Source organism: Clostridium sp. UBA1652 (assembly GCF_002320975.1).
Lineage (GTDB): Bacteria > Bacillota > Clostridia > Clostridiales > Clostridiaceae > Clostridium_T > Clostridium_T intestinale.
The window spans coordinates 36923-51242 of record NZ_DCLI01000079.1 but is presented as its reverse complement, the minus strand read 5'-3'; the positions used below and the strand labels follow the sequence as shown (position 1 = coordinate 51242).

The window sequence follows — 14320 nt, the reverse complement described above, 5'->3', positions numbered from 1 at the left end:
AAACACAATCCTATGGGTTGTGTCTTTTTTTTGTTTAAAATAATTTTAATTGAGGTGTTTTTTTATGAAAAATAATGTTGTTCAAGCTTTAAAAGATGTTAGAGAAAAGTCTCCTTTAGTTCATCAAATAACAAACTATGTTACTGTTAATGATTGTGCTAATATAACTTTAGCGATAGGTGCATCCCCAGTTATGGCTGATGATATAAACGAAGTTGAGGATATGGTTAGCATAGCTTCTGCTTTAGTAATAAATATAGGAACACTTAACAGTAATACTGTAAAATCGATGATAGCTGCAGGTAAAAAAGCTAATGAACTTGGAGTTCCAGTTGTTTTAGATCCTGTAGGGGTTGGAGCAACTCCATTTAGAAATAAGGTTGGGGCAGAGCTGATTAAAGAAGTAAAGTTTTCTGTAATTAGAGGAAACTTATCTGAAATAAAGAGTTTATATGGAGCTGATGTTAAAACTAAAGGAGTAGACTCTTTAGAAGAAAGTTCTTTAAATGAAGTTGGACTAGCGAAAGAGATTGCACAAAAATGGGGGACAGTTATCGCAATTACTGGAGCTAAAGATATAATCACTGATGGAGAAAGAGTTGCGATTGTAGAAAATGGACACAAGATAATGTCAAAAGTTACTGGAACAGGATGTATGTGTACAGCTTTAACTGGAGCATTTGCAGGAGTTTGTGAAGATGCATTTACAGCAGCTTTAGCTGGAGTGGTCTCTATGGGAATTGCAGGAGAAAAAGCTAATGAAAGACTAGGAGAAAATGAGGGAACAGGTAAACTAAGATCAAACATTATAGATGAGATATATAACTTGTCTCCAGAAGTTATTTTAGAAAGAGGTAAGGTAGATGAAAAATAATATAGATTATACATTATATTTAGTTACGGATAGAGATGTTTTAAAAGGAAGAGACCTTTGTGAAGCTGTAGAAAAAAGCATCAAAGGTGGAGTCACACTAGTACAGTTAAGAGAGAAGGATATAAGCTCTCTAGATTTCTATAACTTAGCTGTGGCAGTTAAGAAGATTACAGACAAATATAATGTTCCTCTTATTATAAATGATAGAATTGACATTGCTTTAGCAGTTGATGCAGCTGGAGTTCATGTAGGTCAAAGTGATATACCTGCAAAGGTTGCCAGAAGAATTATTGGAGATGATAAGATATTAGGTATTTCTGCTGCAACTTTAGAAGAAGCTAAATTAGCAGAAGCTGAAGGGGCAGACTACTTAGGAATTGGAGCTGTTTTTCCAACTGATACAAAAAAGGATGCTCGTTCAGTTTCGGTTGAACTTTTAGGTGAGATAAAAAAATCCTTAACTGTCCCTGTAGTTGGTATAGGTGGGATTAGCGAAAGTAATGTTGAACTATTAAAAGAAAGTAAAATAGATGGAATAGCAGTTGTAAGTGCTATTTTAGGGAAAGATGATATTGAACAAGCAGCTAAGAATATGCTTGTGAAGTTTAAATAAAAGCATAATTGGGGACGGTTAAGTATAAATTTTATACTTAACCGTCCCATAATTTTTTCTCAAAATATATATTACAACATTAAATAAATTTAGTGCATAATATAACAAGGAGGTGAATCTTATGATAGATGTAGCATTATTAGGTTGTGGTGGAGGAATGCCAATGCCAAATAGAAATCTTTCTTCAATTTTATTAAATTATAGAGGCAGAAAGATATTAGTGGATTGTGGAGAAGGAACTCAGGTTTCTATGAGAATGATTGGCTGGGGATTCAAAACCATAGATATTATATGCATAACGCATATTCACGGAGATCATATTGTAGGGCTTCCAGGCTTATTGTCTACTATAGGAAATAGCGGAAGAACAGAGCCGTTAGCAATAATAGGCCCAGAAGGAATTGAAAATACAGTTAATTCGCTAAGGGTAATATGTCCATATCTACCTTATGATATTGAGATAATAGAAAATCCACTTGATTCTATAGAGTTAGATAATTTTATTAATATATCTACATTAAATCTTGATCATTCAGCTCCTTGCTTAGGGTATAGTTTTTATATAAAAAGAGCACCAAAATTTAGTGTTGAAAAGGCATTAGAAAATAACATACCGAAAGATCTATGGAATGTTTTGCAAAAAGGAAATGAAATAGAGTTTGGAGGTAAAATATTTAATCCATCTATGGTTTTAGGTAGTGATAGAAAAGGAATTAAATTATCAATAATAACAGATACAAGACCTATAGATGAAATTATAAACTTTGTTAGGGACAGTTATCTATTTATATGTGAAGGTACTTATGGTGATGATAATGATATAGAAAAAGCGATAAAGAATAAACATATGACTTTTAGAGAGGCAGCTAATTTAGCTAAAAATGCAGAGGTAGGGGAACTGCTTTTAACTCACTTCTCACCAGCTATGGAGGACACTAGTAGATATTTAGAGAATGCTAAAGATATTTTTGAAAATGTTGTAATAGGCGAAGATAGGCTCATAAAAACTATATCTTTTAGGGACAGTTAAGTATTAGTTATAAAAAATATGCAAGTAAAATCAACGCTTTTATAAGCGAATAGTTATAAAGAAGCAATACTTGTCCACAATGAATTCTCAAAGAATAAAAAAATTAAAAAAGAATTTTTAAGATATGATTTCTTAAACAGCTTTTAAATTCAAAGCAACATATTCATCAATAAACTTTGAATAATTACGATTATCCATTAATAAATTTAGGCCAACTGAAGACAAGCGGGATACGTTAGATGCACAAATATTGCCCAATATACCACATATGGATTTTATATTAATATCACATAAAGAGCGCAGCATAGTTACTATTAATGCACGTATGTGTATAAATTCTCTAATATTTTTACTGAATATGAGATTTTTGTTCACTTTAAATTTATTACATATAAAATTAATTATGGAATTAGGAGAATAATTTCTATTAATATAAACTTTTCCACTTATATATAAGGATTTATCTTGTTTAATATTAATATCTTTATCTTTCAACTTACTGGTAATCAAAAGAGCCTCTAAGTATTTTTCTCTTGCTTTTTTTAAACTATCAGATAAAAGTGAGAGAATAAACAAATCGTCTAGAATTTCAAATTCATCAGCTTTAATTCCTAAAAATACAGATAAGCTTGAAAATCTATATTTCTCAGGAGATTTTGAATAGTTTCTAATATCCATTGGATTTCTATGTATATATAGTGATAATGAATATAAGTATTTTTCATCAGATACTAATTTACTTTTAAATCTATCTTGAAATAAATGACCATGTCTATTGTATTTGAAATTAAAGTATCGTGCATATTTAAAGTTAATTCTATGCATAATTTTAGAAATATCAGCTCCACAACTGTCAATTATAAAATGACAGTGATTGCTCATAAGACAATATGAGTATATTTTAAATTTAAAAAGATGCTGAGTTTCTTTAATTATTTTTAAATATTCTACTTTGTCGTCAGAAGTTTTAAATAGATTTACATCACTTATACTGCGCATTATAACATGAAAAATACCGTTATCTTGTTTTATTCTTGGTAACCTTGGCATAAAAATCATCTCCTTAACTAAATTATTGACATCAAAAAGGAGAGTTAAACATTTTAGAGACAGTTAACAAGTTTATTTAAACAAATTTTGTTAACTGTCCCTAATTCTTATTGACAAAATATAACCATAATCATATTATAGTATTAATAAAAAAATATTATTAAAATCTATGAGTAAGAGTAGTAACTTTTAAAGGGATTTTCAGAGAGTAAGTGGGTTGGTGTGAACTTACAATAACTTTTTTAGTGAATGGACTTACGAGAGAGAGCTGAATTTGAGTATGCAATACGTTTTCCTACGTTACAGGGATAAGATATGAAAGTATCTGACAATGAGATGGTATAAGTAAGATTATAATCTTTTGTAATTTTATTTATGCTAACAGAGGTGGCAACGCGGATATTCGCCCTCTATAGAACTTTATAGTTCTATAGAGGGCTTTTTTTATTACAATCAATAGATTTAAAAAGGGGGCTTTTATAATGGAATTTAAAGATTATTTATTAAAAGTATCATCGGGAAGTGATCTAAATCAAAAAGAAGCAAAAGAGGCTGTAAACTACATGTTTTCAGATGAAGCTACACAAGGAGAAATTGGGGGATTTTTACTTGCATTAAAAACAAAAGGTGAGAGTTATGAAGAAATAGCTGGAATGGCAGAAGGTATGAGAGAAAATGCTATAAAACTAAAAAATATAGAAGGTCTCTTTGATAATTGTGGGACTGGTGGAGATAGAAGTGGAAGCTTTAATATATCTACAACCAATAGCTTTCTATTAGCAGCTGGGGGTGTGAAGGTTGCCAAGCATGGTAACAGATCAATATCATCAAAAAGTGGATCAGCAGATTTATTAACCTCTTTAGGAGTGAATATTAATATTACTAAAGAGGGTATAGAAGAACTTATTGAGAAAATTGGAATAGTTTTTCTATTTGCACCAAACATGCAGCCTAAATTCAAAAATATCATGCTTGTTAGAAGAAGTCTTGGAATACCAACTATCTTTAATATTTTAGGACCACTTGCAAATCCGTTTAAACTAGAGTCACAACTTTTAGGGGTTTATAGAAAAGATTTGGTTGAGCCAATAGCAAAAGCACTTAAGGCTATGGGAAGAACGGGAATTGTTTTAAATGGAGATGACAGGCTAGACGAAGGAACTTTAACTGGAGAAACACATTTGGCCATAGTAGGAAAAGAGAGTATAGAATACAAGAGTATAACTCCAGAAGAGTTGGGTTTTCAAAGAATAACATTAAAGGACATCCAAGGTGGGGAGCCAGAATACAACAAACAGATAACTTTAGATATTTTAAATGGAAAAAAAGGAGCATGCAGAGATACAGTTTTGTTTAATTGTGCACTGGGACTTCTAGCTGCTAATAAAGTCTCCTCTTTAGAAGAGGGAATAGATAGAGGAAAAGAAATTATAGATTCAAAAAAAGCATTAAATAAATTAAATCAACTAATTGAGGAGAGTCAATGTTATGCATAATATTTTAGAGGAAATAGTTGAAAAAAAGAAAGAAGATTTAAGATTTTTGAATAGAGAAGAAATTCATAATAAAGCTATGGAACTTAAAAATAATAGGGGACAGTCACTGAAAAATTCCCTAATAAAAAGCCAAACTCTAGGAATAATATCAGAAATAAAAAGAGCTTCTCCCTCAAAAGGTGATTTAAATATAAATCTAGATGTTGAAAAAATGGCTAAATTTTATGAAAATGCTGGAGCTAAGGCAGTATCTGTTTTAACTGAAGAGAGATATTTTAAAGGAAACTATAAGGATTTAGAAAATGCAAGAAAATGCTTAACTGTCCCCATATTAAATAAAGACTTCTTTATAGATAAAATACAGATTGATTTATGTAAAATTTATGGTGGAGATGTGATTCTTCTTATTCTTAAGGTTTTATCAGATGAAGCGGCAAAGGAACTTTTAGATTATGCACATTTTATGAATTTAGAGGTTTTAATGGAGGTTCATGATGAAGGAGAGCTCTTAAGGGCAAAGGAACTTAAACCAGATATTATAGGAATTAATAATAGAAACTTAGAAACCTTTGAAGTAAGCATAGATACAACTAGAGCACTTTCTAAATATATAAAAGAAGATGGACTAATTATTTCAGAAAGCGGGATAAAAACAAGAGAAGATGTTAAGAAGCTAAAAGAACATGGAGTTAAAGGAATATTAGTTGGGGAAAGTTTTGTAACTTCAGGAAATGTTGAAGAAACTTTTAGGGAGTTAACTTTATGACAAAGATAAAGATTTGCGGGATTAAAGACAGAGAAATAGGAAAGTATGTTGAAGAATTAGGTGCAGATGCGCTTGGATTTATTCTTTGTCCATCAAAAAGAAGAATAGATCTGGATACCTTAAAAGCTATTACTTTAGGGTTAGGAAATAAGGTCGAGAAAGTTGGGGTTTTTGTTAATCAATCAGAAGACGAGATAAAAAAATATTACTGTGAAGGCGGATTATCCATGGTACAACTTCATGGTGATGAGGATGAAAACTTTATAAGAAAACTTCCCTTTAAAGTTATAAAAGCCTTTAACGTAGGGACGTTAGAAGATGTGGAAAAAGCTTTAAACTATGAAGTTCCTTTTATTTTACTGGAAGGAAAAGGCCTTTTAAACGGTGGAAATGGAAACAAATTATCATCTGAAGTTTTAGAATTTTTGGGGACAGTTAACAAAAAAGATAGAGAAAGAATAATCTTAGCTGGAGGACTTAGCGCTGAAAATGTACTAGATGCAATAGAAGCAGCAAAACCTTGTATGATTGATGTTTCTTCAAGTGTGGAAGTAGATGGGGTTAAAAATAAGCAGAAAATAAAAGAATTTATAGAAATAGTAAGGGGGCATAAATAAATGTATAATTTACCGGATGAAAGAGGCCATTTTGATATTTATGGTGGAAGGTTTGTTGGAGAAACCTTGATGGAACCATTAAAAGAGCTAGAGAAATACTATAAAGAGGCAATAAAGGATGAAGCTTTTCAAAAAGAATTCAATTATTATCTAGAAAAATATGTAGGAAGAGAAACTCCATTATACTATGCTGAAAGATTAAGTGAGTTTTGTGGTGGAGCTAAAATCTATTTAAAAAGAGAAGATTTAAACCATACTGGAGCACATAAAATAAATAATACAGTAGGGCAGGCCTTACTAGCATTAAGAATGGGAAAAAAAAAGGTGGTTGCAGAAACAGGAGCTGGGCAGCATGGGGTAGCTACAGCAACTGTTGCAGCTATGTTTAACTTAGAATGTATAGTTTTTATGGGTGCTGAGGATGTAAAAAGGCAAGCTTTAAACGTGTTTAGAATGAAGCTTTTAGGGGCTAAGGTTGTGGCAGTTGAAAGTGGAAACAAAACCTTAAAAGATGCTTGCAACGAAGCTTTAAGATATTGGGCTGAAAATGTTAATGATACAAACTATATACTTGGCTCAGTTCTAGGACCGCATCCATACCCAAAGATGGTTAGAGATTTTCAAAGTGTAATAGGAAAAGAAACTAAGAAGCAAATATTAGAAACAGAAGGTAAACTTCCAAATGCAATAGTAGCTTGCGTAGGTGGAGGAAGTAATTCAATTGGAATGTTTTATCCTTTTATAGAAGATGAAGAAGTTGAACTTATTGGAGCTGAAGCAGGTGGACTTGGAGTAGATACAGAGGAACATGCAGCAACAATAGCTAAAGGGAAAAAAGGAATTTTACATGGAGCACTTATGTATTTAATTCAAGATAAAGATGGTCAAGTTATTGAACCATATTCAATATCAGCAGGGTTAGATTATCCAGGTGTTGGACCGGAACATTGTTATCTAAGTGATACAAAGAGAGCAAAATATTATCCAATTAATGATGATGAGGCGTTAGAAAGCTTTAAACTTTTATCAAAATTGGAAGGGATAATTCCAGCTCTAGAATCTGCTCACGCTGTTGCTTATGCAGTTAAGAAAGCAAAAACTATGAAAAAAGATGAAATTTTAGTTGTATGTTTATCTGGAAGAGGAGATAAAGATGTAGAAAGAGTTAGTGAATTATTTGGGGGTGAAGCTAATGAGTAATTTATTGAAGCTATTAAATGAGAAAAAAGAAAAAGGGGAAAAAGCATTTATTCCTTATATCATGGTTGGAGAAGATTCTTTAGAGAGAACCTATAAAGATATACTGTTTTTAGAAAAAGAAGGAGCGACTTTAATAGAGCTTGGGATACCTTTTTCAGACCCAGCTTCTGATGGGACAGTTATCCAGGAAAGTGGAATCAAGGCTTTGAAAAATGGGATGAATGTTCATAAAGTTTTTGAGTTGATATCAAAAGTTAGAGAAGTATCGGAAGTTCCTTTAGTTATAATGAGTTATATAAATCCAATATTTAAGTTTGGGTTAGAGGAGTTTTTTAAAAGATCATCTGAGTTATCAGTTCAAGGAGTAATACTCCCAGATGTTCCAATAGAGGAGTTTTCCTTTATAGAAAAATATATAAAAAAGTATGAAATAGATTATATACCTTTGTATTCACCAACAACTCCTTTAGAAAGAGTTAAAGATTTATGCGAAGTAGGTTCAGGTTTCCTATATGTTGTAACCTCATTAGGAGTTACAGGCGAAAAGGAAATAGATAAGAAAAACTTGGGGGACAGTCTTGCAAAGATTAGAGAAAATTCCACTCTTCCTATCATGGCTGGGTTTGGGATAAGTAGTAAAGAGGATGTAAAAGAGATAAAACAATATTCAGATGGTGTTATTGTAGGTAGCAAAATAATCAAACTTTTAAGAGGGGACGGTTATGCAGAAATTTCAGAATTAATTAAGGCGGCTAGAGAGTGAGTATGAATAAAAATTATATAACACCAATGAATATTGAGATTACTGCCTGTAAAAAAGAGCTAGACTTTAAGGATTTAAGTTTCTTAGAGGAAGAAATAAATAATAATAAAGGAGCACTATTTTCATCAAACTATGAATTTCCTAATAGATATTCAAGATGGGAGCTTGGAGTAGTAAATCCTTATTTAGAAGTTAGAACTACAGGACTTCAGGGACAGGTAAGAGCATTAAGTAAATCTGGTAAAGAACTTCTAAAAATAGTAAAGGTAATTTTACAGAAAATAGATGGCGTGAATTTAGAGATTAACGAAGACATAATAAAATTCACACTAGAGAAAGATAACAAGGTTTATAGGGAAGAGGAAAGAAGTAAAAAGAGAAGTATATTTACAATAATAAGAGCTCTTATGAACGGATTTAAAAGTGAAGATAATTGGCTTGGACTATATGGAGCTTTTGGTTATGATCTTGTTTTTCAATTTGAAGATGATATTAAACTTTATAAATCTAGAGATGACAGCGAAGATGTAGTTTTGTATTTCCCAGAGAAAATCTATTTAAGAGATAATAAATTATCAAAGACTTTTTGTGTAAAATATGATTTTTCTTATGAAGGAATAACCACAATCATTGAAAACAATGAAGCAATAAGTCAAAAAGATATTCAAAAGACATTAAATGAGGAGTATATCAAAAAAGGAGATTACTCAAAAATAGTAACCTTGGCAAAGGAAAGCTTTAGAAGAGGTGACTTGTTTGAAGTTGTTCCATCTTATTCAATAGTTAGAGAAACTGGACTTTATCCAAAAGAGATTTATCACAACTTAAAGAATATAAATCCAAGTCCCTACAACTTCTTTATAAATTTAGGTAAAGAATACTTAATTGGTTCATCACCAGAGATGTTTGTAAGAGTTGAAGATAAAAAAGTTGAGACTTGCCCAATTAGTGGAACTATAAAAAGAGGTGACAATGCCATAGAAGACAGCGAACAGATAAAGAAACTTCTAAACTCTAAAAAAGATGAAGAAGAGTTAACTATGTGTACAGATGTTGATAGAAATGATAAAAGCAGAGTGTGTAAAGAGGGGACGGTTAAGGTAATTAATCGAAGAACTATAGAGATGTATTCTCATTTAATTCACACGGTAGATCATGTAGAAGGAACATTAAAAGAAAACTACGATGCTTTAGATGCGTTCTTAACTCACATGTGGGCAGTTACTTTAACAGGTGCACCTAAAAAGAGAGCGATAGAATGGATAGAAAAAGTTGAGAAGGATAAAAGAAACTGGTATGGTGGTGCTGTAGGTTTTATAAAGTTTAATGGAGATATGAACACAGGAATAACTTTAAGAACTTTAAGATATATAGATAAAAAGGTTGAAATACGAGTTGGAGCTACACTTCTTATGAATTCTATTGAAGAGGATGAAGAAGAAGAAACAAAAGTAAAATCATTAGCTATGCTTAAAAGTTTAGAGAAATTTGAGGGACAGTTAAGCAGTAATTTCACGAAAAAAATTGTTAACTGTCCCCAAAAGAAAAGAGCATTAATTATAGATCATGAAGATTCGTTTGTGCATACCTTGGCTAACTATATTAAGACGTTAGGCTTTGATGTTGAGACATATAGAGGGGATGAAGGAAGAATGAAGCTAAAAGAAGAGAAGTTTGATGTTTTAATTCTTTCACCAGGACCAGGAACACCAAGGGAATTTAAATTAAATGAAAGTATTAAGATAGCTATAGAAAAAGGTGTACCTGTGTTTGGAGTTTGCTTAGGACTTCAAGGAATAGTTGAGTATTTTGGAGGAAAGCTTGACTATATTGAGAATCCAAGACACGGCAAAAAACTCAAAGTGAAAAAATCAAAAGAAGCTCCATGGGAATCAGTTAAGGAAGAATTTACAGTGGGACTATATCATTCTTTGTATGGAAAAGAAATTGGAGAGGATTTAATAAATATCTGTGAAGATGAAGAAGGAATACTAATGGGAGTAATGCATAAGAAGCTAAAAATATTAGGAGTTCAGTTTCATCCAGAAAGCATTTTAACTTTAGATAATGATAGTGGAATGTCATTACTTGGGGACAGTCTTCAATTTTTAACCAAAATATAAATTTAAATAATATATAAAACTAAAGATTTTCTTAAAAGAAAGTAGAAAACATGAATAATCATAAAAGCTGTAGTATAATATATTAAAGCCTATTATATTACAAGGTGGGGATTAATAATGAATAAAAAATTATATCTTTCAGAAACAGATAAAAAACTTTCAGGTGTTTGTGGCGGAATAGCCGAATATTTTGATATAGATTCAACACTAGTCAGATTAGGGTGGGTACTATTTGTGTGTTTAGGAGGAAGTGGAATTCTAGCATATATAATTTGCGCTATTATAATTCCTAATAGACCAGACTATATAAATTAATAAAAGATTGCTGATATATTTCAGCAGTCTCTTTTTTTAGAAAAAAAGCATACTATTGTTAACTAAATACTTTACAAACATAAATACTTAGGTATACAATGTACTTAGGTAACCTAGGTATATAGATATCCTAAGTAAGGAAGTGATATTTTGGCAGATTTCGAGAATCAACTTAAAAAAGGAATTCTCTCTATGTTAGTTTTAAAATTACTCAAAGATAAAGATATGTACGGCTATGAAATAATTCAAAAACTTGAGGAATTAAGTGAAGGCTATCACAGTTTAAAGGAGGGAACACTTTACCCAATGTTATATAAATTTGAAGATAAGGGATGGGTGGAGAGTTATAAGGTTTCCTTCGATGAGGAGAGAAAAATTCCGAGAAAATATTATAAAATAACGGAACATGGAAAAATAGAAGCATTTAACCAAGATATGACGTGGCATATTTTAAATGAAAGAACAAATAGGGTTTTAAAGTATATTGATAATAAGGGTGGTGGAAATTTATGAATAAAGAATTTGATAATTATATAAATAAAATAGTTAGCAACATTGGCTTAACTGGGAAAAAAGCTAGAAATATAAGAGAAGATTTATATTCATCACTAATAGAAAAGCAGCAGATAACAGGAGAAACTAATCCATATATTTTATTGGGAGATCCTGAAGATGTTGCAGAAGAGTTTAGAGAGAATATAGGAATTGAAAGAAGATATTTTCATGATTATTATTGGTATGAATATAAATCCAAGGTTACTGTTTTAGGAATACCACTAGTTCATATAAACTGTAAGCCTATGGGAGTAGCAAAAGGAATAATATCAATAGGAAGTATTGCAATTGGAGTTTTAGCTTTTGGGGGAATTTCTATTGGGGCTATAAGTTTTGGAGCTATAGCAATGGGCATTTTAGCTGCAATAGGTGGAATTAGCTTAGCTGGATTACTTTCTATAGGTGGAATTGCAATGGCTTTTGGAGTAAGCGTAGGAGGTGTAGCAATTAGCAAACTTATGGCTTGTGGTGGGTATGCAAGTTCTAATATAGCAATAGGGGGAATATCAAAGGGTGTAATTTCTATATTTAAACAAAGCGGAGAAGGAACATATCTATTTGATAATTCTTCAAATCTAAAAGAAATTATAAATACAATAAAAGAAGTGTATCCCAACATTAGTGAAAAAATTATCAATTTTATGGAGAAGTTTATTAGCCTTTTCTTAATGTCTTAAAGGTAAATACCATATATATTATATGAATGTATATGGTATTTTTAAATTTATTTGCAAAATGTAAATAGATTGTGATATAATTAGCAATATTTTAGACAGTTAGTAAATTGGACAAGAAATGCTAAAAATTAAAATCATAAATTTAATGATATTTTTTTAACTAAGATTAAGTTCACATTTAATTTATTTTTTAAATAATATCTGTAAACGATTGAGGAATGATAAATGTTATAATTGTGTATTAAATTCAGAATAGTCTAAATTTAGAGAAAGCTAGTGTTCTAAAAAATCTATGATAAAATTAATAACTGATTACAGGAAAGTAATATTTTATTTACTTGGAGGAGACTATGAATAAAGTAGTTATTAATGAAAAAATCGTAGAATTTAATGAAGCTACTACTATTTTAAAATTAGCAGGAGAAAATGGAATAGATATTTCAACTCTTTGCTTTTTAGATGATTGTAATGAAATCGGTAATTGTGGTGTATGTGTTGTAGAAATAGAAGGTAGAGATGAACTTGCAACATCTTGTACAACTTATGTGGAAGATGGAATGGTTATAAATACTAACAGTGAAAAAGTTCAAAATGCTGTTAAAGATAGAATATCAACATTATTAGATAAACATGAATTTAAATGTGGCCCATGTAAAAGAAGAGAAAATTGTGAGTTTTTAAAACTAGTTATTAAACATAAAGCAAGAGCTAGTAAGCCATTTGTAGTTGCAGACAAAGCTCAATATGTTGATGATAGAAGTAAGTCAATAGTTATTGATAGAACTAAATGTGTACTTTGTGGAAGATGTGAAGCAGCTTGTGAAAAGAAAACAGGAACTAGTTCCATAAAGTTAGTTGATAATGGAGATGGACTAAAGGTAACAACAACAGACAATAAATGTTTTGATGATACAAACTGTATACTTTGTGGACAATGTGTAGCGGCTTGCCCAGTTGATGCACTATCAGAAAAGTCACACATGGAGAGAGTTAAAGAAGCACTAGCAGATTCAGAAAAACATGTAATAGTAGCTATGGCGCCATCAGTAAGAACTGCTATGGGAGAACTCTTTAAAATGGGTTATGGTGTTGATGTTACTGGAAGATTATATACTTCTATGAGAAAGTTAGGTTTTGATAAAATCTTTGATATAAACTTTGGTGCAGATATGACAATAATGGAAGAGGCTACGGAGCTTGCTCAAAGATTAGAGAATAATGGACCATTCCCTATGTTTACATCTTGTTGCCCTGCTTGGGTTAGACAGGTAGAAAATTATTATCCAGAGTTTTTAGATAATATTTCAACTGCAAAGTCCCCTCAACAAATTTTTGGGACGGCAAGTAAAACTTATTATCCTAAATTAGAAGGATTAGACCCTAAAAATGTGTTTACTGTAACTATTATGCCTTGTACAGCTAAGAAGTTTGAAGCTGATAGACCAGAGATGGAGTATGAAGGATTAAGAAATATAGATGCAGTTATAACTACAAGAGAATTTGCAAAGATGATAAAAGATGCAAAAATAGATTTTGCTAATTTAGAGGATAGTACAGCTGACCCAGCTATGGGAGAATACTCAGGAGCAGGAGCTATATTTGGTGCTACTGGAGGCGTTATGGAAGCAGCTTTAAGAAGTGCTAAAGACTTCATAGAAAAGAAAGAGCTTAAAGAAATTGAGTACGAAGTAGTAAGAGGACTTAATGGAATAAAAGAGGCTACTGTAAACATAGCAGGAAAAGATATAAATATTGCAGTTATAAATGGAGCTGTGAATGTTTTTGAATTTATAAAAGCAGGTAGACTTGAAGGTAAAGAGTATCACTTTATCGAAGTTATGGCTTGTTCAGGTGGATGTGTAAATGGGGGAGGACAACCTCATGTAAATTCTATAGATAGAGCTAAAATGGATATTAGAGCTGTTAGAGCATCTGTTCTTTACAACCAAGATAAGAATTTACCTAAGAGAAAATCTCATGAAAATAGTGCTATAATAAAAATGTACGAAAATTATATGGGAAAACCGGGACAGGGTTTAGCTCATGAATTACTTCATATGAAATATAATAAGAAATAATATATTAAATCACTTCTATGAAAAAACATGGAAGTGATTTTTTTATGCGAATATTATTGAAATAATAAAGAAAAATATACGTAAAAGTATTGCAATTTTATATTAATTAGTATAAACTCTCCTATTGGGGAGAACTTTATCCCAAGAATATTAAAAAATATTC

General features: G+C 31.1%; 14 protein-coding genes and 1 other annotated feature. Of the genes, 13 read left to right on the top strand and 1 reads right to left on the bottom strand.

What is annotated here, in order from left to right:
• Nucleotides 1-64: 64 nt before the first annotated feature.
• The 3 genes from thiM (at nucleotide 65) to B3N22_RS16590 (ending at nucleotide 2517) form a co-directional block, all read left to right on the top strand.
• On the top strand, nucleotides 65-874 hold the full coding sequence (gene thiM / locus B3N22_RS16600; protein ID WP_286908786.1) for a hydroxyethylthiazole kinase: 810 nt from the start codon (nucleotides 65-67) through the stop codon (nucleotides 872-874).
• Nucleotides 864-1487, top strand: a complete 624-nt coding sequence (thiE, locus tag B3N22_RS16595) for a thiamine phosphate synthase (protein ID WP_286908785.1) — start codon at nucleotides 864-866, stop codon at nucleotides 1485-1487. The genes thiM and thiE overlap by 11 nt, the downstream gene beginning before the upstream one ends.
• Before the next feature lie 121 nt (nucleotides 1488-1608).
• Nucleotides 1609-2517 carry a ribonuclease Z gene (locus B3N22_RS16590; RefSeq protein WP_286908784.1) on the top strand — a complete coding sequence of 303 codons (909 nt, stop codon included), beginning with the start codon at nucleotides 1609-1611 and terminating at the stop codon, nucleotides 2515-2517.
• A 132-nt stretch (nucleotides 2518-2649) separates the two neighbouring features.
• Here B3N22_RS16590 and B3N22_RS16585 read toward each other — a convergent pair whose 3' ends face one another.
• The gene (locus B3N22_RS16585) at nucleotides 2650-3567 is read right to left on the bottom strand and encodes a transposase (RefSeq protein ID WP_286908783.1); all 918 of its coding nucleotides are present in this window, start codon (nucleotides 3565-3567) and stop codon (nucleotides 2650-2652) included.
• Between the two features lie 160 nt (nucleotides 3568-3727).
• Nucleotides 3728-3981, top strand: a binding site (T-box leader).
• A gap of 68 nt (nucleotides 3982-4049) precedes the next feature.
• On the opposite strand from B3N22_RS16585, the gene trpD reads away from it, so the two are divergent.
• The 10 genes from trpD to B3N22_RS16535 all read left to right on the top strand — a co-directional run bounded on the left by trpD (nucleotide 4050) and on the right by B3N22_RS16535 (nucleotide 14157).
• Nucleotides 4050-5063, top strand: a complete 1014-nt coding sequence (trpD, locus tag B3N22_RS16580) for an anthranilate phosphoribosyltransferase (RefSeq protein ID WP_286908782.1) — start codon at nucleotides 4050-4052, stop codon at nucleotides 5061-5063.
• Nucleotides 5056-5829 carry an indole-3-glycerol phosphate synthase TrpC gene (gene trpC, locus B3N22_RS16575; protein WP_286908781.1) on the top strand — a complete coding sequence of 258 codons (774 nt, stop codon included), beginning with the start codon at nucleotides 5056-5058 and terminating at the stop codon, nucleotides 5827-5829. The genes trpD and trpC overlap by 8 nt, the downstream gene beginning before the upstream one ends.
• Complete coding sequence (locus B3N22_RS16570) at nucleotides 5826-6446, top strand: phosphoribosylanthranilate isomerase (protein WP_286908780.1); 621 nt, start codon at nucleotides 5826-5828, stop codon at nucleotides 6444-6446. The genes trpC and B3N22_RS16570 overlap by 4 nt, the downstream gene beginning before the upstream one ends.
• Nucleotides 6447-7646: a tryptophan synthase subunit beta gene (trpB, locus tag B3N22_RS16565; RefSeq protein WP_286908779.1), complete on the top strand. Its 1200-nt coding sequence runs from the start codon at nucleotides 6447-6449 to the stop codon at nucleotides 7644-7646.
• Nucleotides 7639-8409: a tryptophan synthase subunit alpha gene (gene trpA, locus B3N22_RS16560; RefSeq protein WP_286908778.1), complete on the top strand. Its 771-nt coding sequence runs from the start codon at nucleotides 7639-7641 to the stop codon at nucleotides 8407-8409. Before trpB ends, trpA begins: the two co-directional genes overlap by 8 nt.
• 2 nt (nucleotides 8410-8411) lie before the next feature.
• Nucleotides 8412-10532, top strand: coding sequence for an anthranilate synthase component I (locus tag B3N22_RS16555; RefSeq protein ID WP_286908896.1), 2121 nt, complete (start codon nucleotides 8412-8414; stop codon nucleotides 10530-10532).
• A gap of 117 nt (nucleotides 10533-10649) precedes the next feature.
• Nucleotides 10650-10847 carry a PspC domain-containing protein gene (locus B3N22_RS16550; RefSeq protein WP_286908777.1) on the top strand — a complete coding sequence of 66 codons (198 nt, stop codon included), beginning with the start codon at nucleotides 10650-10652 and terminating at the stop codon, nucleotides 10845-10847.
• 192 nt (nucleotides 10848-11039) lie between these two features.
• The gene (locus B3N22_RS16545) at nucleotides 11040-11360 is read left to right on the top strand and encodes a PadR family transcriptional regulator (RefSeq protein ID WP_286908776.1); all 321 of its coding nucleotides are present in this window, start codon (nucleotides 11040-11042) and stop codon (nucleotides 11358-11360) included.
• Nucleotides 11357-12079, top strand: a complete 723-nt coding sequence (locus B3N22_RS16540) for a hypothetical protein (RefSeq protein WP_286908775.1) — start codon at nucleotides 11357-11359, stop codon at nucleotides 12077-12079. The genes B3N22_RS16545 and B3N22_RS16540 overlap by 4 nt, the downstream gene beginning before the upstream one ends.
• Nucleotides 12080-12429: 350 nt before the next feature.
• Nucleotides 12430-14157 (top strand): ferredoxin hydrogenase, encoded by a 1728-nt coding sequence (locus B3N22_RS16535; protein WP_286908774.1) that lies wholly within the window; start codon nucleotides 12430-12432, stop codon nucleotides 14155-14157.
• Nucleotides 14158-14320 lie beyond the last annotated feature (163 nt).